Origin of the sequence: Morganella morganii (assembly GCF_019243775.1) — a bacterium.
Taxonomy (GTDB): Bacteria; Pseudomonadota; Gammaproteobacteria; order Enterobacterales; family Enterobacteriaceae; genus Morganella; species Morganella morganii.
Map to the genome: position 1 here is coordinate 2,499,166 of NZ_CP069157.1, position 21,053 is coordinate 2,520,218.

The window sequence follows — 21,053 nt, forward strand, 5'->3', positions numbered from 1 at the left end:
TATTTCTCCAAAATCACAGGCGGGATCAGTTCCCGCTCTGCATTGCTTCCAGCGTCTGCCAGCGCTCAAACGCCTCTTCCAGCGCATGCTCTTTCTCTGCCAGCAGCTTCAGCACTTTATCTGTTTCATCATGCGGCTGGTTAAAGAATTCAGGCGCACTGACCTGACTTTGCAGTTGCTGAATTTCCTCGTCGAGAGATTCCAGCAATGACGGCAGTTGTTCAAGTTCCCGCTGTAATTTATAACTTAATTTTGCAGATGTATTTGCTTTTTTAATGTTATCTTTACGTTTTTCTTCCGCCGCTTCCGGTTTCGCTGCTTTCTCCGCCGGCGCTTTCAGCGACTGAACCTGTGCCCGCTGCTGTTGTGCATCAAAGTAACCGCCGACATAACGCCCGATGGTGCCGTTACCTTCAAAAATCCAGCATTCGGTCACGCAGTTATCAACAAACTGACGATCATGGCTGACCAGCAGGACGGTACCCTGATAGTTATCCACCAGCTCTTCCAGCAGTTCCAGTGTTTCGACATCAAGGTCGTTGGTCGGTTCATCGAGGATCAGCAGATTGCTCGGTTTCAGGAACAATCTTGCCAGCAGCAGGCGGTTACGTTCCCCGCCGGACAGGGCCCGCACCGGCGTTCTCGCCCGTTTCGGGTGGAACAGGAATTCCTGTAAATAGCCGAGCACATGGCGCGGTTTGCCGTTAACCAGCACTTCCTGTTTGCCTTCCGCCAGGTTATCCATCACGGTTTTATCCGGATCCAGCGCTGCACGGTGCTGGTCGAAGTAAGCCACTTCCAGTTTGGTACCGATGTGTACACTACCGTCGTCCGGCTGTAAATCACCGAGCATCAGTTTCAGCAATGTGGTTTTACCGCAGCCGTTCGGGCCGACCAGGGCAATTTTGTCCCCCCGGTTTACCTGAGCACTGAAATGACTGACCAGATCCTTACCGTCAATACCATAGCTGATATCATCGATTTCAAAGACGATTTTGCCGGAGCGGGTCGCCTCTTCCACCTGCATTTTCGCTTTGCCCATCACCTCACGGCGTTCCGCGCGTTCGCTGCGCAGGGCTTTCAGGGCACGGACGCGCCCTTCATTACGGGTACGGCGGGCTTTGATGCCCTGACGGATCCAGACTTCTTCCTGCGCCAGCTTGCGGTCAAATTCCGCATTCTGCATCTCTTCGACACGCAGTGCCTCTTCCTTGGCCACCAGATAATCATCATAACTGCCCGGCCAGGAGGCTAATTTACCGCGATCCAGATCGATAATCCGTGTCGCCATATTGCGGATAAATGAACGGTCATGGGAAATAAAGACAATGCTGCCGCTGAAATTTTTCAGGAAGCTTTCCAGCCACTGGATGGTTTCGATATCCAGGTGGTTGGTCGGTTCATCCAGAAACAGCACTTTCGGCCCGCTGACCAGTGCACGGCCGAGTGCCGCTTTACGCAACCAGCCGCCGGACAGTGCGGATAATTTTTCATCCGCCGGTAATTCCAGGTGCGCGATCACATCCGCGATCCGGCTGTCGAGCAGCCATAAATTCTGAGTGTCTAAAATTTCCTGCAGTTCCGCCATTTTTGACAGATTTTTATCACTCGGGTCACTTTCCACTAATTTTGAGATCTGATGGAATGCCTTGATATGCTGCGCCTGCTCTGCCACCCCTTCGGCGACAAAGTCAAACACGGTGCCTTCCACATCACGCGGCGGATCCTGCTGCAGACGGGCAACAATCAGATCCTGTTCATAGATAACCGTACCGTCATCCAGCGGCTGCTCTTTGGTCAGCACACGCATCAGGGTGGATTTCCCCGCTCCGTTGCGTCCGACCAGACAGACACGCTCATTTTCTTCGATATGCATCTCCGCATTTTCCAGCAGCGGAGCATCACTGAATGCGAGCCAGGCGCCCGCCATATTAATCAACGACATAATTTCTGTTATTCCTCGCCTGCGTGGCGGATAAGCCAGCAGTTATGGATCTGACGGTTACGGGCAAAATCCTGTGACTGTGTTTTGGCGGTGATCTCCTGAGCAACCAGCCCCAGAGCATCCATACCGTCCTGATCTAATTTAAAACCGCGTTTGTTGTTGGAGAACATCAGGGTGCCGCCGCGGCGCAGCATACGTTTCAGATGTTTCATCAGGTCGATGTGATCACGCTGGACATCAAAGGTGTCCTCCATCCGTTTGGAGTTGGAGAACGTCGGCGGATCGATAAAGATCAGATCAAACTGTTCCGGGGTCTGTGCCAGCCAGCTCAGGCAATCCGCCTGAATTAAACGATGCTGTCTGCCGCTCAGGCCGTTGCTCTGCAGGTTGCGTTCCGCCCACTCCAGATACGTGCGTGACATATCCACAGACGTGGTGCTGCGCGCGCCGCCGAGACCGGCGTGAACCGTTGCCGAGCCGGTGTAGGCAAACAGATTGAGGAAGTCTTTGCCTTTGCTCATCTGTCCCAGCATTTTGCGGGCAATACGGTGATCAAGGAACAGACCGGTATCCAGGTAATCAGTCAGGTTAACCCATAACTGTGCGTTATACTCTTTCACCAGGAAGCTGTTCTGTTTCTCCGCCAATTTTTCATATTGCTGTTTGCCTTTCTGGCGCTGACGGGTTTTCAGGATCAGCTTGTGCGCCGGTAACTCCAACACGGCCAGTGTCGCGCTGATCACATCAAACAGGCGCTGACGCGCTTTGTTCGGATCCACGGTTTTCGGCGGCGCATATTCCTGAACCACCACATAATCCGCATAGCGGTCAACCGCGACATTATACTCAGGCAGATCGGCATCATAAAGGCGATAACATTCAACGCCTTCCTGCTTCGCCCATTTTGCTAATTTTTTCTCATTCTTGCGCAGGCGGTTGGCAAAATCCGCCCCGATATCCTGCGCTGTTGCCGGTGGTGTGTCACTTAACTGATAGTTTTTCTGCACACAGTCCAGCGGACCGTTTTTCGCCTTGAATTCACGCTCTGCACGCAGCTGCAGGCTGCTGAGGAGTTCCGGGGAAGCACTGAATAATGACAGACGCCAGCCGGGGAAACGGGTTTTCACCACACGGCCGAACACACTGTGCAGGGCAATCAGTGCCGGTTCGCTTTCCAGCCGCTCGCCGTACGGCGGGTTAGAAATAATGGTGCCTTTCGGGCCTTCCGGCAGCGGATTTTCCAGTTTGGTGGCATCTTTCTGCTGGAAAGTGATCAGTTTATCCACCCCGGCGCGGCGGGCGTTGGCGCGGGCCATATCCAGTACACGTTTATCAGTATCAGAGCCGAAGAAGCGCGCGGTTGCGCTGACCAGGCCGGCATTAGCGCGTTCGCGGGCTTCTGCACGGACAGATTCCCAGACCGCTTTATCGTGGCCGCCCCAGGCTTCAAACCCCCAGTGGTGGCGGTTCAGGCCCGGTGCACAATCAGAGGCAATCATCGCCGCTTCAATCAGCAGGGTGCCGGAGCCGCACATCGGATCCACCATCGGGGTCTCTTTTTGCCAGCCGGAACGCAGAATAATCGCCGCCGCCAGGTTCTCTTTCAGCGGTGCCTGACCGGCCAGTTCGCGGTAGCCGCGGATATGCAGGGAATCCCCGCTCAGGTCGATTGCCAGCGAGGCTTTTTCTTTATTGAGATAGACATTGATGCGGATATCCGGCTGCTGTTTTGCCACATCCGGGCGCGTGCCGGTTTTGCGGGTAAAGCTGTCGACGATAGCATCTTTGACTTTCAGTGCGCCGTACTGGCTGTTACGGATCTCATCGTTAGTCCCGTTGAAATGCACGGCAAATGTCTTGTCAGCAGAGAACACCGACGGCCAGTCAACGGACTGTACCGCGAGATAAAGATCCATGTCGCTATAGACATTAAACTCATTCAGCGGTAATAAAATACGGGATGCCAGACGACTCCACATCAGACACGTGTACATCGTACGCGGCTGCGCCCGGAAGTGAACGCCACCCTGCGTAATACTGAGATCCTCAGCGCCCAGTGTCGCTAATTCATTTTTTAAGAGTTCTTCGAGCCCGCGGGCGGTGCTGGCAAAATACGCGTTCATCATGGTTTACCGTTGAAATAAAAAATTGGAGCGCATTATAGCGGATCCGGGCGGTAAATCATAAAATTGACGTTCACCTTTTTCCGGATAAACCGGGATGCCATTGTGGTATTACTGATAATAACGAAAAGAACGGATAACAATGACGACAACACCCATCACACTCTCCCGTTTATACACCTTTCCTGTGAAGTCAATGAAGGGCATCCGCCAGTCACAGAGCCATGCCGGGGAAACCGGGCTGGGCTTTGACCGCAATTTTATGATAACGGATGAGACCGGAAAATTTATCACCGCCCGCCGCTACCCGCAGATGGTCCTGTTTACCCCGGTGCTGCTGAGCAACGGAATTTACCTGCGCAGCCCGGAGGGCAGCGGCGCCACGATCCTGTTTGAGGATTTCCGCCCTGATCACCTCCCGTGCGAAGTCTGGGGAAACCATTTCACCTCACTGCTTGCACCGGAAAAAATCAATCAGTGGCTGTGTCAGTTCTTTGATATCCCGGTACAGCTGCGCTGGCTCAGCCCGCAATCCACCCGCAGAGTAAAAAAATTCCGGACACTGCGGTGTCGTTTGCCGACGGTTATCCCTATCTGGTGGTCAATGAAGCCTCTTTCCGTGAGGTGCAGCGTCGCTGCGGTGCCGGTATTAAAATCGAGCAGTTCCGCGGCAATATTATTGTCACTGGTGCAGAGCCGTTTGCGGAAGACCGCTGGAAAACCATTCAGGTCGGTGATGTGGTGTTTGATCTGAAAAAACCGTGCAGCCGCTGTATTCTCACCACTGTCAGTACGGATAAAGGGATTAAACACCCGGAAATGGAGCCGTTCCACACCCTGCAAACCTTCCGGAAAGCCGCAGATAATGATGATGTGGATTTCGGTATGAATGCCATTGCCCGCAACAGTGGTGTGATTCAGGTCGGTGATACCGTCACCATACTGGAAACCCGCGAGCCGCGTCAGTATCAGGAACAGGAAGTGGAAAAGGTGCAGGCCGCGCCCGCACAACCGGAAGCAGCACTGGAACTGACATTCAACGGTAAACTCTACCCGGTGAATAATCAGCACGTCTTACTGGAGCAGCTGGAAGGCCATCAGGTCAATATTCCGTATTCCTGCCGTGCCGGTGTCTGCGGTTGCTGCAAAGTCACGCTGGTCTCCGGCGAAGTGACTCCGCTGAAAGCCGGGGCGATAAAAGAGAACGGCGATATTCTGGCATGCAGTTGTATTCCGAAAACCAATATTACTATTCGTCACGGATAACCGGCCGTCACGAATAACCGGTAAAAAAATACCCCCGGCAGATAAACTACCGGGGGTATTTCCGGCTGAATTGATCACTTATTAATAATAAGGATCCGCCGGGGGTTATATAACGTTATCTGATCCTGATTATGATCGTTTACCGGACAGCCTCAGACAGCTCTGCCCATTAATAAACTCCGTGTGACCGGGGTTCTTGGTAATAAACGATCATTCATGATCTTTATCGGATCACAAAAACACATGCTCCGATCGTGTAATTCAAGTACCGGATCAACCAGCAGACATAAACTGGCACTGTCCCCTGCTTCCGCCACAATAAAGTTGCTGCGCTGACGATTGTTATCCGCCACCACTTCAACCAGCTGCCCCTGCTCCGGTTTTGTCATTGCGCAGAACAATGAAAAATACCAGCTCTTCGGCATTTGCGGCTTTAAAAAACGCGATGCAATTAACGCATTCAGTGTTAATTCAGCACACTGCTGTGCCGGAATATCTAATTTTTTAATCTGTTCTTCAAAGATAAAAAATAACGCGGCATCATCAACAGAAAACGGGCTGTGACACCGTGCGTACGGCGCCAGCAGACGTGGTGCAAAATGGGAGCGGAATACCATTCCGTTGGCAAGATCCAGCATAATACGCTCATGCGTATCATCGTAATACCACTGCCATTGATCGTCAGGTTTTATTTTCATCTGATCACATTCCCGGCTAATACCTGATTAGCGATTTATATTTTCACTACACATTAAATAAAATAATTAAAAGTGATTGTTTGCTTTAACGTGCATTGCCTGTCAGTGACAATTTTTCAGGCAACATCTGAAAATATAAAAGAAACAGGGGGAAAAATAAACCCCCTGACAGGAATAATAGTGAAAATTACAGGCAATTTACAATATTTTTAATTAATTTGGGCCCGTGGTAGATAAATCCTGAATAGATTTGGATCAGAGATGCACCCGCTTCCATTTTTTCCCGGGCGGCAACCAGGGAATCTATTCCGCCGACACCGATGATTGGTAATTTCCCGTTCAGCTCTTTCGATAATAAACGGATAATTTCGGTGCTCTTACTCTGCACCGGGCGGCCACTTAATCCACCAGTTTCATTACAGTGATTTAATCCCTGCACTAATGAGCGGTCTAATGTGGTATTGGTGGCAATCACACCGTCAATATTATGGCGCACCAGGCTGTCAGCGACCTGAATTAATTCTTCCGCTGTTAAATCCGGGGCAATTTTTACCGCGACAGGTACATATTTTCCGTGCTTCTGATGCAGTTCCTGCTGCTTTATTTTTATTGCTGACAGCAGGTCATCCAGCATATCGCCGTATTGCAGTGTCCGTAATCCAGGGGTATTCGGTGAGGAGATGTTAACAGCGATATACCCGGCGTGGGTATACACTTTGTCCATACAAATCAGATAGTCATCCTTTCCCTGTTCAACCGGTGTACCTTTATTTTTACCAATATTAATTCCCAGAATACCGCCGAAACGGGCCTGTTTAATATTCTCAACCAGGTTATCCACCCCGAGGTTATTAAAACCCATCCGGTTAATTAACCCTTCTGCTTCGACAATACGAAACAGACGCGGTTTATCATTTCCCGGCTGTGGTTTCGGTGTGACCGTACCGACTTCAACAAAACCAAAACCCATTGCATCAAATGCTTCAATACATTCACCGTCTTTATCAAGACCGGCGGCTAATCCGAGCGGGTTTTTAAAAGAGAGTCCCATGCACTGAACGGGTTTGGTGGCGACATGCTGCTGAATAAGAAAACGGAAAGGAGAGCGGGAAAGACGTTTAAGCTGGTGAAAGGTGAATTCGTGGGCGCGTTCCGGATCAAGGCGGAACAGGGCCTTCCTGACTAGCGGATAATACATCTTAAATACCTTTTGCTATAGATATGTGTTTTCGGCACAACACGCCGTACCGGGCAATTTCTCTGTAACAAAATAGGTCGTGAATCATAGCTGAAACAGCGGGAGCCTATCTCAGGCGGCTATAATAGGTGAAATACGTCCGTTCTGCACGGCTTTTTTACGCAGTAAATGACGCACAAAGAATGTGCGTCATTTATTATCAGATCACCAGCGACCGGATGCCCCGCCGCCACCGCTGCGTCCTCCACCTCCGGATGAGGATCGGCTGCTGCTCCGGCTGCCCCCGCTGTAACCACCGCCGCTGCTGCCCCCGCCACGGCCGCCGCGCCCTGAACCACTGCCGCCTCCGCCGCCGACAGTAACAAAACCGAAATAGTGCCCGATCCCGACAAACATGCCGAATCCCACTCCCGCCACCACACCGGCGGCCAGACTCCCCTCTGAAAACAGTAATCCGAAAATAAAAGCAAATCCGCCGAACAGAAAACCAACACAGATTGAAACCCGCAGCTTCTGAGGCCGGACAATTTTCGTCAGTATCCGGTACAATCCGCCGAGCGTAAGCAGGAATAAGAAGAAGGCCGCGATAAACATGGTGAATGTCAACACTATCACCAGCCAGAACGGCAGAATCTGCAGGAACAGGAACTGACTCCAGCGCGGTAATTCTGTGTAGAGAAAATCTTCCCCGAAATGAATACCGTTTCCGGCCGGATTATTAAAGCCGCCGGCGTACCAGGTCAGATAAAGAATAATGGCGATCGGAATTGCCGCTTTCAGTTTAAAGCGTTTCACCATGCCATACAGGAAAGCGCCCCACAGATATGCACTCGCGGCCAGTACCGCACCAAGCACAATATCAATACAGCCGACGGGCCCTGCCTGTTTGGCAATAAAGAATGCCGGAGTGGTAACCGGTGGCAGTGGTTCATTGCGGACTCTGGCAATCAGCGCATCGACGGTATCATTAATACCACCGGCATAATTTCCCATTTTAAAATTCGGAATGAAATAATCCTTGAGAATACGGTTTGCCACCGCATCACTCACCGCTCCTTCCAGCCCGTATCCGACCTCAATCCGCATCGCGCGATCATCTGACGCCACCAGCAATAAGATTCCGTCATCAATATTGATACGACCAAGGCGCCACTGGCTAAAGACTTTTTCCGCATAACTTTCAATATCGCGCGACCCGGTAGTGTTCACCGTCAGTACCGCAATCTGCGTACCGGTCCGCTCGCGCAGTGCATTCAGTTTCTGCTCAATACTGCTGCGCTCACCGGCGGTCAGCAATCCGGCGGTATCGGTGACCGATCCCTGCATACGGGGAAATGTCTCCGTCTGAGCAAATGCCGTCACAGCAAAGAGCAGCAAAAACAGGGAAAATATCCCCTGTAACCAGCGACTGTACCGGTTTATTTCATTTCTCATCACGAAATCCTTTCTTTTATATACAGGTCGTCATTGGCCTGAGTTTACCGTATCCGGTTAAAAATAACGCCCTGTTACTGTGACAATGTATTGCAGTGCAAAAAAAAACACCTCCGGGGAGGTGTTTGTCTGAATCAGCTTCAGTGAAGTCGCTGACAGCGGGCAAAAACGAAAAGTCGCTGTAAATACCTCCCTGTACGCTCAGGCGCGTCATCCATGACGCGCATGCTTTTCGTTTCTCTGCCCGCTATCGCTCCTTTATCCGCAAAAGCAATGATCAGTTCTCATCCAGTGCTTTTGTGATTTTTTCAAACAGATCACCGGAGAGATTTTCCAGCCCTTTCAGGCGCAGCAATGCATCACGCATTTTGCTCTGACGGCTGTCGTCATACCGTTTCAGGCGGATCAGCGGTTCAATCAGACGTGACGCCACCTGCGGGTTACGGCTGTTCAGATCACAGAGGATCTCCGTCAGGAACTCATAGCCTTTACCGGATTTATCATGGAACGCTTTCGGGTTATTCATCACAAACGCACCGACCAGTGAGCGCACCCGGTTCGGGTTCGCCATGGTGAAGGACCGGTGAGTGAGCAGTGATTTCACATTATCCAGCACATCCGCATCCGGACGTGTGGCCTGAAGAATAAACCACTTGTCCATCACCAGACCATCCTGATGCCATTTGTTGTCGTAATCCGCCAGCAGTTTATCGCGGCACGGCAGCGCGGCCTTCACCGCCGCCGTCAGAGCCGCCAGAGAATCGGTCATATTGTCGGCCTGCGCATACTGTTGTGACACGCGCTTATCCGCCTGCGCTTTGTCCTCATCCAGTGCCAGATAGCCCAGACAAACATTGCGCAGATCACGTTTTGCAATATCCGCATGATCGATTTGATATGCCCCGGTTTTCATGCTGACATACACCGCATACAGCTCATCCGCCAGTTCACGGGCAAATGTGCCGGCGATATAGGTCATTACCGCATTAATTGCATCCGGATCCACCACCGGGAACCATTCCGCAACCTCGGTTTCTGACGGCAGGGTCAGAATCTGAGCTGCCAGTGCCGGATCGATCTGCTCATCAAGCAGCACTGCACGGAAAGCATCGGTTACCCCTTCCGGTAATTGCAAGTCTTCACCGGCCTGATAACGGCGGATGTTTTCCTTTATATGTGATGCCAGAAGAGACTGTGCGGCATCCCAGCGGGCAAATTCATTACGGGCGTGCTGCATCAGAAATGCCAGCTGTGCATCAGTGTACGGATAATCCACTTTCACCGGCGCGGAAAATTCGCGGAACAGTGACGGTACCGGCTTTTCACTGACATCATCAAAGGCGAAGGTCTGTTCATCACGGGTAATATTCAGTACTGAATGAAGCGGCTCCCCTTCATGACGCAGCGCAAGCACGTCGCCGTTACTGCCGTACAGTTCAATATCAAACGGGATATGCAGCGGCTGTTTGTCCTGCTGATCCGGTGTCGGCGGGGTCATCTGGGTCACATGCAGCTGATACTGTTTTTTATCCGCATCATAGCTGTCACGTACAGTCACCAGCGGCGTACCGGACTGGCTGTACCAGCGGCGGAACAGTGTCAGATCGACATTAGACGCATCTTCCATCGCCTGCACAAAATCATCACAGGTCGCGGCGCTGCCGTCATGGCGGTGAACATAAAGCTGCATCCCCGCCTGGAACTGCTCTTCGCCGAGCAGCGTGTGGATCATGCGGATCACTTCAGAGCCCTTCTCATACACCGTCAGCGTATAGAAGTTATTCATTTCAATGACTTTGTCCGGACGGATCGGGTGCGCCATCGGACCGGCGTCCTCGGCAAACTGAGCGGCACGCATCACGCGGACATTATTGATACGGTTTACCGGGCGGGAACCGAGGTCAGAGCTGAATTCCTGGTCACGGAAAACGGTCAGCCCTTCTTTCAGGCTGAGCTGGAACCAGTCACGGCAGGTGATACGGTTACCGGTCCAGTTATGGAAATATTCATGACCGATAACAGATTCAATCCCGAGATAATCTTTATCCGTCGCTGTTTCATTCTTCGCCAGCACATATTTGGAGTTAAAGACATTCAGCCCTTTGTTCTCCATCGCGCCCATATTAAAGAAATCAACAGCCACAATCATATAGATGTCGAGGTCATACTCGAAACCAAAGCGCTCCTCATCCCATTTCATGGCATTTTTCAGGGAGGTCATCGCCCAGCCGGCACGATCGAGGTTACCTTTGTCGACAAACAGCTCCAGCGCCACATCACGGCCGCTGCGGGTGGTAAAAGTATCGCGCAGCACATCAAAATCACCGGCCACCAGAGCAAACAGGTAACTTGGTTTCGGGAACGGGTCTTCCCATTTCACCCAGTGTTTATCCCCGGATTCCCCGGCATCAATCCGGTTACCGTTGGATAACAGATACGGATAACGGGCTTTGTCCGCCGTGATCCGGGTGGTGTAACGCGCCAGCACATCCGGGCGGTCAGGGTAATACGTGATATGACGGAAACCTTCCGCCTCACACTGTGTGCAAAGTGCATCACCGGACACATACAGCCCCTCAAGTGCGGTATTTTCCGCCGGGCTGATTTCATTAATAATTTGCAGGGTGAATTGTTCAGGCACATTCATAATGCGCAGCGAACCGGGTTCTTCGCGGTAATCTGACCAGACTTTGCCGTCAATGGTCAGCTGCTTCAGGGTCAGCCCCTCACCGGCAAGCACCAGCTCAGAGGCGTTGTCATTCAGGCGCTTCACCTGACTGACGGCAGTCACCACTGTCGTCTGCGGGTCGAGCGCAAAATCGAGATCAATATGGGTAATGGTATAGTCAGGAGCCTGATAGTCCTGACGATACTTCGCCTGCCGCTGTTGTGTCATGGTTTTCTCTTCACTGTTTTATTAAATGATTACAATTACGCTGTACTTAGGCTCTCATAATTCAGGCGCCGTGGTAAACGAAATTTTAGCAGTTTGTGATACGCCCTGATTTCCTGACGGTGCGGTACAGTACTAAATATGAATAAAATGTTAACAAATAATGTGATTGCGCGCTGAACATCACGCACAGGGAAAATAACGTGTTACTATACGCAGATAATAGTAAGCTATAACCTGTTTAGGTTGATTGCTCCGTGAGGATGCTGAAAGCGCCATGAATTCAGAAGCAACCCCGATTATCACATCACTGCTGGATACCGATGCGTATAAGCTGCATATGCAGCAGGCAGTGTTCCATCATTACCGTTCAATTCCTGTGGTCGCGGAATTCCGCTGCCGGAGCAGCAAACGGCTGGGGCAGTACGCAGATGAACTGCGCCGCCGGGTGGCAATGATGGCAGAGCTGTCAGTCAGTGATGACGAGTATAACTACCTGGCCCGCCTGCCGTTCTTTTCGGCGGACTACCTCGCCTGGTTCCGTCAGTTCCGTTTTGATCCGTCACAGGTAAATATCCGCTGTGACAGCAACGGCCAGCTGGCTGTCCGTATCAGCGGCCCGTGGGTGGAGGTTATCCTGTGGGAAGTGCCGTTGCTGGCGCTGATCAGTGAACTCGTCCACCATCATGAATCACCGCAGGTCACGCCGGAAGATGCCGTTATCCGTCTGCGTGAGCTGGTGGCGCGTTTTTATCAGGATGCCGAACAAGCCGGGCTGGATCTCAGCCGCTTTAAACTGATGGATTTCGGTACCCGCCGCCGTTTCTCTTTTGATGTTCAGAAAGCCATTGTCACTGAACTGAAACAGCATTTCCCGTATCTGGTCGGCACCAGCAATTACCTGCTGGCGGAAAAACTCGATCTGGAGCCGGTCGGCACCCAGGCGCATGAATGGTTCCAGGCACATCAGCAGATCAGTGCGGAACTGGCCAACAGCCAGCGCGCCGCTCTCCAAACCTGGCTTGATGAATATCCGGATCAGCTCGGTGTCGCACTGACAGACTGCATCACAATGGATGCTTTCCTGCGCGATTTCGATACCCCGTTTGCCCGCGCCTATCAGGGTCTGCGCCACGATTCCGGGGATCCGGTGGAATGGGGTGAAAAAGCCATTGCTCACTATGAAAAGCTGGGTATCGACCCGATGAGCAAAACGCTGGTCTTTTCAGATAACCTGGATTTCCGCAAAGCCCTCGCGCTTTATGCCCATTTCTGTGACCGGATAAATCTGGTATTCGGTATCGGCACCCGCCTGACCTGCAATATCCCGGATGTCGAGCCGCTCAATATTGTTATCAAGCTGGTGGAATGCAACGGTAAACCGGTTGCCAAGCTCTCTGACAGCCCCGGCAAAACCATCTGTGAAGATGATGAATTTGTCGATAAACTGCGCCGCGCATTTGATATTCCCCACGTTCAGCGCGCCTGCTGATCCCTCCTTTTATATACCTGCTCCCGGAGAACAGAAAAAGACGGTTATTTTTTCTGTTTTTCGGGCTGTTACCCCCTTAATTTCTGCTTGTTTCCTGAGAGTGAGCAAGTAACATAGTGAGATTGCCCGTTTGACGGCAACTGATGACTATTCTGTTACTCACATCTCAGAGGATGGCGGGTAACGCGTGTAACAGACCTATATATAAGAAGAGAGAGTTTCAACTATGAGCATAGCGCCTGTGGTCGATGTACTGCAAGGCCGTGTACCTGTTGACAGCGAAGTCACGGTACAGGGTTGGGTCCGTACAAGGAGAGATTCAAAAGCCGGGATCTCATTCCTCGCCGTCTACGACGGTTCCTGCTTTAATCCGGTACAGGCCGTCATCGAAAATAATTTACCTAATTATAATGATGAAGTGCTTCATTTAACGGCGGGCTGTTCTGTTGAAGTTACCGGGAAAGTGGTTGCTTCCCCGGGCCAGGGACAAAGCTTTGAAATCCATGCCTCACAGGTTCGTGTGGTCGGTATGGTTGATGATCCGGATACCTACCCGATGGCGGCAAAACGCCACTCTGTCGAGTATCTGCGTGAAGTGGCGCACCTGCGTCCGCGCACTAACCTGATTGGCGCGGTTGCCCGTGTCCGTCATACCTTATCCCAGGCATTACACCGTTTCTTCGACGAGCAGGGTTTCTTCTGGGTATCCACCCCGCTGATCACCACCTCCGATACCGAAGGTGCCGGTGAAATGTTCCGCGTCTCCACGCTGGATTTCCACAACCTGCCGCGTAACGACAAAGGCGAAGTGGATTTCAGCGAAGACTTTTTCGGCCGGGAAGCCTTCCTGACTGTATCCGGTCAGCTGAATGGTGAAGCTTATGCCTCTGCGCTGAGCAAAATCTACACCTTCGGCCCGACATTCCGTGCGGAAAACTCCAACACCAGCCGCCACCTGGCGGAATTCTGGATGGTTGAGCCGGAAGTGGCGTTTGCCAACCTGAATGATATCGCCGGTCTGGCCGAAGCCATGCTGAAATATGTCTTCAAAGCCGTTCTGGAAGAGCGCCGCGACGACCTCGAATTCTTTGCTGAGCGTATTAATAAAGAAGCAATCGAACGTCTGGAGCGTTTTGTCACTTCCGATTTCGCACAGGTTGATTACACCGACGCGATCAAAATCCTGGAAAACTGCGGCAAAACCTTTGAAAACGACGTGTACTGGGGCGTGGATATGTCCTCTGAGCACGAGCGTTACCTGGCGGAAGAGCACTTCAAAGCGCCAGTGGTCGTTAAAAACTACCCGAAAGCTATCAAAGCCTTCTATATGCGTGAAAACGAAGACGGCAAAACCGTGGCAGCGATGGACGTGCTGGCACCGGGAATCGGTGAAATCATCGGGGGTTCCCAGCGTGAAGAGCGTCTGGACAGACTCGATGCCCGCTTCGATGAACTGGGTATGAATAAAGAAGATTACTGGTGGTACCGTGATCTGCGCCGCTACGGCACAGTGCCGCACGCCGGTTTCGGTCTGGGCTTCGAGCGTTTGGTCTCATATGTGACGGGTGTCTCAAATATCCGTGAAACCATCCCGTTCCCGCGCACCCCGCGCAGCGCCACATTCTGATTTTCATCAAAAATATTGAATGTAAAAAGCCGGCCTTCAGGTCGGCTTTTTTTATGTCTGATGATCTGACTGTTCAAAAAGTTCCCGATTATTTACATTTTGAAATACTTTTTTGCTATTCGTTACAGATTCTTCGTTTTTGTAGCACTTTCAGGGTAGATAAAATATTTTACCAATGGAACACTGGTCGCCGACACAGACGACACTAAACTCTCATAAATAGTTCCAAATTTTTTTCAGAACTATTTCTGGCAGTGGCAGGTGTCCGAATAACACCAATGAGGGTAATAATAATGAAACGCAATATTCTTGCAGTGGTTATCCCGGCTCTGTTAGTTGCTGGTGCAGCAAACGCAGCTGAAATCTACAACAAAGACGGCAACAAAGTAGACCTGTACGGTAAAGTTGACGTTCGTCACATGTTCGCTAAGTCTGATGACAACGGCTCTAAAGAAGATGGCGACGATTCACGCGTTCGTTTCGGCATCAAAGGTGAAACTCAGATCACTGACCAACTGACCGGTTTCGGTCGTTTCGAAAACGAAATCAAAACCAACGGCGTTGAAGGCGACAACAAAAACAAAGTACGTTTAGCTTACGCTGGTTTCAAATTCGCTGAATTCGGTTCAATCGACTACGGCCGTAACTACGGTGTGGTATATGACACTGCAGCATGGACCGGCGTTCTGCCACTGTTCGGTGGCGACACCATGGCTCAGACCGACGTTTACATGACCGGTCGTAACGCTAACCTGCTGACCTATCGTAACACCGATTTCTTCGGTTACGTTGATGGCCTGAGCTTCGCTCTGCAGTATCAGGGTGCTAACGACGATAACTCTATCGCAAACCGCGGCGAAGCAATCAAAGATTCTAACGGCAATGTAATTGGTTACACTACCGATGCTAAAGCTAATGGCGATGGCTACGGTTTATCTACTGCCTATGATCTGGGCTGGGGTGTAACTCTGGGTGCTGGCTACTCTAACTCTGCTCGTCCGTTAGGTCAGCAGAATAGTGCAAATCCTTACGACGCTCAAGGCAAACGCGCTGAAGCATGGAACGTTGGTGCTAAATACGACGCTAACAACCTGTACCTGGCTGCTATGTACGGTGAAACCCGTAACATGACCAAATACGGTGATTACGACCTGATTGCTAACAAAACTCAGAACATCGAATTAGTGGCACAATACCAGTTTGATTTCGGTCTGCGTCCATCCATCGCTTACCTGCAGTCTAAAGGTAAAGACCTGAGCAACGGTACTAAAGGTAACGAAGATCTGGTTCAATACATCGACCTGGGTGCTTACTACTACTTCAACAAAAACATGTCTGCAGTTGTTGATTACAAAATCAACCTGCTGGACAACAATGACTTCACCCGCGGTGCTAAAATCAACACTGGTGATGTTGTTGGTTTAGGTCTGACCTACCAGTTCTGATTTAGCTTTAACGCTAAGTATGAATACAAAACCCACGGCTTGCCGTGGGTTTTTTGTTATCTGTCTTACGCGTTTTGTGATGTATTTTCATGCAAACCTCAACAGGACGTCACCCACTTCACAAGATCTTCGTCTTTTTTCTGTAAACAGTTGGCAAATGATTTACAGGGAGTTAACCTGATAACCTTGTGACAGTCCTCTTATCCGCACTATCAGATACTATTGGGATCAACAACTATGTTTGAGAATATTACTGCCGCGCCTGCCGACCCGATCTTAGGTCTGGCTGACAGCTTCCGTCAGGACCCCCGTGAAAACAAAATCAATTTAGGTATTGGTGTTTATAAAGATGAAACCGGTAAAACACCGGTACTGAGCTGCGTTAAAAAAGCGGAAAAGTATCTGCTGGATAATGAAACCACGAAAAACTACCTGCCGATTACCGGGATCCCTGAATTCGGAACAGTAACTCAGGCACTGCTGTTTGGTGATAACAGCGATATCATCACCGCCAAACGTGCCCGTACCGCACAGGCGCCGGGCGGCACCGGTGCGCTGCGTATCGCGGCTGATTTTATTGCTAAACAAACCAGCGCAAAACGTGTCTGGATCAGTAATCCGACCTGGCCTAACCATAACGGTATCTTTGCCGGTGCCGGTCTGGAAATCTGCACTTACAATTACTATGATGCCGAAAACCATTCACTGGATTTCAATGGCATGCTGGCAAGCCTGGAAGCGGCGCAGGCCGGTGATGTGATCCTGCTGCACGGCTGCTGCCACAACCCGACCGGTATTGACCCGACTGCTGAGCAGTGGGCACAATTATCTGTTCTGGTAAAAGAAAAAGGTCTGCTGCCGGTCTTTGACTTTGCTTATCAGGGCTTTGCTGCCGGTCTGGATGAGGATGCTCAGGGGCTGCGTATTTTCGCAAAATCTCATCCTGAAATGCTGGTGGCCAGCTCTTATTCCAAAAACTTCGGCATGTACAATGAACGTGTCGGTGCCTGCACCCTGGTTGCGGCTGATCCGGATACCGCTGATCGCGCGTTCAGCCAGATCAAAATCGTTATCCGCACCAACTACTCTAACCCGCCGTCACACGGTGGTGCTGTGGTAACAACAGTATTGTCTGATCCGGAACTGAAAGAAGAGTGGATCCAGGAACTGACCACCATGCGTGAGCGCATCAAGCGTATGCGCCAGCTCTTTGTGAACACCTTACAGGAAAAAGGCGCGAAGCAGGACTTCAGCTTTATTATCCGCCAGAACGGTATGTTCTCTTTCAGCGGCCTGACCAAAGAGCAGGTTGCACGTCTGCGTGATGAATATGCGGTCTATGCCGTCAGCTCCGGTCGTATCAACGTTGCCGGTCTGACACTGGAAAATATGGTTCCGCTGTGCGAAGCCATTGTTGCAGTGCTGTAATTTCGTTTTGACTATAAAAAATGCCTGGCTATGCCAGGCATTTTTATTTCTGCAATGATATTGCTTACCAGACCGGTTGCTCATCCTGCAGGAACGGATTTGTGCGGCGCTCTTCCCCGAGTGTGGACATCGGGCCGTGGCCCGGGATAAAACGGTACTCATCCCCTAACGGCAGCACTTTTTCTTTAATGGAACGGATCAGATCCTGATGATTACCGCGCGGGAAGTCACTGCGGCCGACGCCCCCTCTGAACAGCACATCACCCATTGAAATCAGTTTATCCTGCTTATCCACAAAAATAACATGTCCCGGTGTATGACCCGGGCAGTGCAGCACATCCAGCTCAATATTGCCGACAGTGACTTTATCGCCCTCTTCCAGCCACTGATCCGGGGTAAATGCACGACATGGCTCCACACCGAACATCTGGCTCTGCTGTGTCAGTCCGTCAATCCAGAATGCATCTTCCTTTTGCGGGCCGACGATCGGCACATTAAAGTGCTCTGCCACATCCGCAGTTGCGCCGACATGGTCAAAGTGACCGTGAGTCAGGAGAATTTTTTCCAGTTTCAGACCGCGTTGTTCAATTTCACGGATAAGACGCGGCGCTTCACCGCCGGGATCGACAATAGCAGCGGCTTTAGTTTCATCGCACCAAATCAGGGTGCAGTTCTGCATAAAGCCGGTGACAGGAATAATATGATATTGCATGACACAAAACTCCGGTTAAAGCGGGTAATAACAACAGATTACCACGTTCTGACCGGTCCTGTATCCATATGAACGAAATTACTGGACGGATAATAACCCACACCACCAGCCCGCATTTTCATGGCTGCTTTACGAACCTGACTTAACTGGATGCCCGGAATACGGAAATCCATTGCCTGGCCGCGGGTGTGATAACTTTTCTTCGCCACACCGGAGGTGGTTCTGCGCAGTTCATTATTGGTGACCAGAGAACGGTAACCGGACACCAGCTGAATAGGTTTATTGATGTTCATCATAACCTGCAACAGATACATCTGGTCAAACAGGTGCGGGTCAATGGTTTTGACTTTATTACTGCGGTGATCGCGGAACAGCTTGTTCAGGCGGGCCAGTTCAGAGCGGTTATAACGTTTACCATCAAAAAATTCTGCTTTCAAAAATTCACCGGTATTGAGGTTTTCAAACCGTAAAATTTTCGGCCGGGGCGTGGTCAGGGACGCAAATGCGTGATTCGGTAATAAAGCTAACCCCAGCGCCGCCGCACCAAAACCCAGCCATTTACGGCGGTCGTTATCAATTGTATCCATTGACGGTAATCACTCTTTATCTGATTAAATATTACATGGCCGGACAGCGATAATTGTGTTCACCGTTCAGACCCGCAGCGGATCGGTTTTGTCTATTTCTGTAAATTTCCGTCAGGTTATTTCAATATTAACGTCAATATGAAAAAAACAGCAATAAACAAAACTGACCGTCTATTTTTTACCGATTCAATCCCCCGGAGTCAAATAAAAAAAACACATTTTTACTCAGAAAGTAAACCTCACCGACATTTTCATGAACATCCGGTGTGTGGCGGGCACAATGCCGCATTCGCTGAGCCTTTGCCGGGGCGGTGATATGACAAAATTAATCATTTTTAGTTAATTAACAGAATGACAAAATATAATATTGCGCAGCGAATTATTTTTATCTGCACATCGTTTTTCGGTTAATTATATTTCAGAAGAAAAAAGCCGCTTATTTGTAATAAATAAGCGGCTTCATGTGATCAGCTTTTTATCAGGAAAGGCGTGATATCAGTTAATTTATCAATACCTTTCAGGCTGCTGTCATCGTAGCGGTAAATATCCGCGCGATATTGCGGGATATTCTCCGCATTTACCCAGGCAGTCTGATAATAGAGATAAACCGGAATACGGTTCGGGATAGAGACGTAACGGGTACTGCCCGCTTTCAGTGCACCATCCACACGGGTTTCGTTCCAGCCTGCGTCACCAAGGAGTATCGCCGCGAGATCTTTGGCTTTATTCACCCGCACACAGCCGGAACTGATGGCCCGCATGTTTTTATTAAACAGGCTGTGGTTCGGGGTATCGTGCAGATAAATCGCCTCTGAGTTCGGCATATTGAATTTATAGCGCCCCAGCGAGTTGGACGGGCCCGGTGCCTGGGTTATCCGGTACGGGAAGTTTGACGGCGTGATAACACTCCAGTCAATGCTGTACGGATCAACCACAGAGGCGTTGTTACTCCAGCCGTTATAGATGGTGTAACCACGGCTGCTGAAATAGCTCGGATCGGCCCTGCCGCGCGGTACAACATCCTGGCGGCTCATGGTCGGCGGAACCGTCCACGGCGGGTTAATCACCACATTATTCAGGGCGCTGGACATAATCGGCGTTTTGCGTTCCGCACGGCCGACAATGGTTCTGGATTCCAGGATCAGATTATTATCCACATAGAAATACAGGGAAAAATCCGGAATATTGACCAGAATAGCGGTCGGTTCATTGTCCGGTGTAATGCGCAGACGCTGAATATTCACCGCCATAATGGCAGCCCGCATCTGTGGTGTCTTATTCAGCCACTCACGGGTCTGTTTACCGATGACACCATCGGCTTCCAGGCCGTGCTGTAACTGAAACTGTTTAACAGCCGCCACCAACGTTTTATCATAAGCAGCACCGGCGCTCATCATGTCATTGGCAGAGATCAGATTAAAGCGGTGCAGGATCTCACGCAGAGCCCCGACAGATTCATGGCTTTCCCCCGGACGCAGTGTCCGGTTAATCACCATTTCCGGCCACGGCGCGGTATCCGCCAGTTCTGTCAGCATGGCTTTGCGCATCGGCTGATACATCTTATTCGCCGGTAACAGCGTATCGGTAAATGCTGCCAGAGTGCCGTTATGAGCCGCTGTATTCAGCCGTGCCAGTGACGGGGCACTGACAGCCGCAAACGTGAACGGACGGGCGCCGTACAGCCATTTATCGCCTTTGGTGCTCACGTTGTCGAGGTAATAGAGATAGCCCAGAGCCGCATCCGTTAAAATCATATCCCGCGCCAGCGGGGACAGATCCGGTTGTGCCAGGGCATTCAGCCAGGCCGTGAACTGCGGCTGGAATCCGGCAAGTGCGGCTTCCGCCAGCTGATTCTCCAGGGACAGACGTGCTTTTTCATCGGTCCACAGCGGTTTCAGCTGATGTTCCGCATAAATGTTTGTCAGTGTGTCGGTATAAAGTAATGGTGTTGCCGCCGGAACTTCACGGCGGATACTGTCAGCGACATCGCTCAGAGGCAGTGCATTAACACCGGCCACCGGCTCTGCGGCCTGTGTTTCTGTATTTTCCGGTGATTCTGAAAATGCTTTCAGATTTTCCACTTTGGCATCTGCTTCAGTCAGATGCGTTACCGGTGCTGTTGAGGCCCACGAAACAGGCGTCAGTAACAGTGTTCCTATCATGGCGGAAATGGGAACAACTTTTTTAACTCCCGTCACCATAACA

At 50.8% G+C, this 21,053-nt stretch carries 13 protein-coding genes and 1 pseudogene; 5 read left to right on the forward strand and 9 right to left on the reverse strand.

The window, feature by feature from the left end:
* Positions 1-25: 25 nt before the first annotated feature.
* Positions 26-1,945 carry an ABC transporter ATP-binding protein gene (locus JL661_RS12140; RefSeq protein ID WP_004241793.1) on the reverse strand — a complete coding sequence of 640 codons (1,920 nt, stop codon included), beginning with the start codon at positions 1,943-1,945 and terminating at the stop codon, positions 26-28.
* Positions 1,946-1,953: 8 nt separating this feature from the next.
* Positions 1,954-4,068, reverse strand: coding sequence for a bifunctional 23S rRNA (guanine(2069)-N(7))-methyltransferase RlmK/23S rRNA (guanine(2445)-N(2))-methyltransferase RlmL (gene rlmKL / locus JL661_RS12145; protein WP_032098462.1), 2,115 nt, complete (start codon positions 4,066-4,068; stop codon positions 1,954-1,956).
* Positions 4,069-4,264: 196 nt separating this feature from the next.
* On the opposite strand from rlmKL, the pseudogene JL661_RS12150 reads away from it, so the two are divergent.
* Positions 4,265-5,334, forward strand: a pseudogene (locus JL661_RS12150) (MOSC domain-containing protein).
* A gap of 152 nt (positions 5,335-5,486) precedes the next feature.
* Here JL661_RS12150 and JL661_RS12155 read toward each other — a convergent pair.
* The 4 genes from JL661_RS12155 to pepN all read right to left on the reverse strand — a co-directional run bounded on the left by JL661_RS12155 (position 5,487) and on the right by pepN (position 11,560).
* A complete protein-coding gene (locus JL661_RS12155) occupies positions 5,487-6,032 on the reverse strand; it encodes a cell division protein ZapC (RefSeq protein ID WP_004235855.1) in 546 nt (181 codons plus the stop codon).
* Positions 6,033-6,219: 187 nt separating this feature from the next.
* The gene (gene pyrD, locus JL661_RS12160; RefSeq protein ID WP_062772351.1) at positions 6,220-7,230 is read right to left on the reverse strand and encodes a quinone-dependent dihydroorotate dehydrogenase; all 1,011 of its coding nucleotides are present in this window, start codon (positions 7,228-7,230) and stop codon (positions 6,220-6,222) included.
* Between the two features lie 204 nt (positions 7,231-7,434).
* Complete coding sequence (locus JL661_RS12165; protein WP_004235853.1) at positions 7,435-8,664, reverse strand: TPM domain-containing protein; 1,230 nt, start codon at positions 8,662-8,664, stop codon at positions 7,435-7,437.
* Between the two features lie 277 nt (positions 8,665-8,941).
* The gene (gene pepN, locus JL661_RS12170) at positions 8,942-11,560 is read right to left on the reverse strand and encodes an aminopeptidase N (RefSeq protein WP_036416987.1); all 2,619 of its coding nucleotides are present in this window, start codon (positions 11,558-11,560) and stop codon (positions 8,942-8,944) included.
* A gap of 274 nt (positions 11,561-11,834) precedes the next feature.
* On the opposite strand from pepN, the gene pncB reads away from it, so the two are divergent.
* From pncB to JL661_RS12190, 4 genes are all read left to right on the forward strand, one after another.
* Positions 11,835-13,049, forward strand: coding sequence for a nicotinate phosphoribosyltransferase (gene pncB, locus JL661_RS12175; RefSeq protein ID WP_032098465.1), 1,215 nt, complete (start codon positions 11,835-11,837; stop codon positions 13,047-13,049).
* Between the two features lie 226 nt (positions 13,050-13,275).
* Positions 13,276-14,676, forward strand: coding sequence for an asparagine--tRNA ligase (gene asnS / locus JL661_RS12180; protein ID WP_004235849.1), 1,401 nt, complete (start codon positions 13,276-13,278; stop codon positions 14,674-14,676).
* A 293-nt stretch (positions 14,677-14,969) separates the two neighbouring features.
* Positions 14,970-16,121 (forward strand): porin, encoded by a 1,152-nt coding sequence (locus JL661_RS12185; protein ID WP_073970178.1) that lies wholly within the window; start codon positions 14,970-14,972, stop codon positions 16,119-16,121.
* Between the two features lie 237 nt (positions 16,122-16,358).
* Entirely contained in the window at positions 16,359-17,549 is a 1,191-nt protein-coding gene (locus JL661_RS12190; protein WP_004235846.1) for an amino acid aminotransferase, read from the forward strand.
* A 64-nt stretch (positions 17,550-17,613) separates the two neighbouring features.
* Here JL661_RS12190 and JL661_RS12195 read toward each other — a convergent pair whose 3' ends face one another.
* The 3 genes from JL661_RS12195 to ldtD all read right to left on the reverse strand — a co-directional run bounded on the left by JL661_RS12195 (position 17,614) and on the right by ldtD (position 21,049).
* Positions 17,614-18,261 carry an MBL fold metallo-hydrolase gene (locus tag JL661_RS12195; protein WP_062772348.1) on the reverse strand — a complete coding sequence of 216 codons (648 nt, stop codon included), beginning with the start codon at positions 18,259-18,261 and terminating at the stop codon, positions 17,614-17,616.
* 38 nt (positions 18,262-18,299) lie between these two features.
* Positions 18,300-18,848 (reverse strand): peptidoglycan L,D-endopeptidase MepK, encoded by a 549-nt coding sequence (gene mepK / locus JL661_RS12200; RefSeq protein WP_004235843.1) that lies wholly within the window; start codon positions 18,846-18,848, stop codon positions 18,300-18,302.
* A gap of 467 nt (positions 18,849-19,315) precedes the next feature.
* Positions 19,316-21,049 carry a L,D-transpeptidase gene (ldtD, locus tag JL661_RS12205; protein ID WP_062772345.1) on the reverse strand — a complete coding sequence of 578 codons (1,734 nt, stop codon included), beginning with the start codon at positions 21,047-21,049 and terminating at the stop codon, positions 19,316-19,318.
* Positions 21,050-21,053 lie beyond the last annotated feature (4 nt).

Bases quoted from the DNA above. Each gene is read 5' to 3' on its own strand.
- JL661_RS12140 (WP_004241793.1), bottom strand. From the start codon at position 1,945: ATGTCGTTGATTAATATGGCGGGCGCCTGGCTCGCATTCAGTGATGCT.
- rlmKL (WP_032098462.1), bottom strand. From the start codon at position 4,068: ATGAACGCGTATTTTGCCAGCACCGCCCGCGGGCTCGAAGAACTCTTA.
- JL661_RS12155 (WP_004235855.1), bottom strand. From the start codon at position 6,032: ATGAAAATAAAACCTGACGATCAATGGCAGTGGTATTACGATGATACG.
- pyrD (WP_062772351.1), bottom strand. From the start codon at position 7,230: ATGTATTATCCGCTAGTCAGGAAGGCCCTGTTCCGCCTTGATCCGGAA.
- JL661_RS12165 (WP_004235853.1), bottom strand. From the start codon at position 8,664: ATGAGAAATGAAATAAACCGGTACAGTCGCTGGTTACAGGGGATATTT.
- pepN (WP_036416987.1), bottom strand. From the start codon at position 11,560: ATGACACAACAGCGGCAGGCGAAGTATCGTCAGGACTATCAGGCTCCT.
- pncB (WP_032098465.1), top strand. From the start codon at position 11,835: ATGAATTCAGAAGCAACCCCGATTATCACATCACTGCTGGATACCGAT.
- asnS (WP_004235849.1), top strand. From the start codon at position 13,276: ATGAGCATAGCGCCTGTGGTCGATGTACTGCAAGGCCGTGTACCTGTT.
- JL661_RS12185 (WP_073970178.1), top strand. From the start codon at position 14,970: ATGAAACGCAATATTCTTGCAGTGGTTATCCCGGCTCTGTTAGTTGCT.
- JL661_RS12190 (WP_004235846.1), top strand. From the start codon at position 16,359: ATGTTTGAGAATATTACTGCCGCGCCTGCCGACCCGATCTTAGGTCTG.
- JL661_RS12195 (WP_062772348.1), bottom strand. From the start codon at position 18,261: ATGCAATATCATATTATTCCTGTCACCGGCTTTATGCAGAACTGCACC.
- mepK (WP_004235843.1), bottom strand. From the start codon at position 18,848: ATGGATACAATTGATAACGACCGCCGTAAATGGCTGGGTTTTGGTGCG.
- ldtD (WP_062772345.1), bottom strand. From the start codon at position 21,049: ATGGTGACGGGAGTTAAAAAAGTTGTTCCCATTTCCGCCATGATAGGA.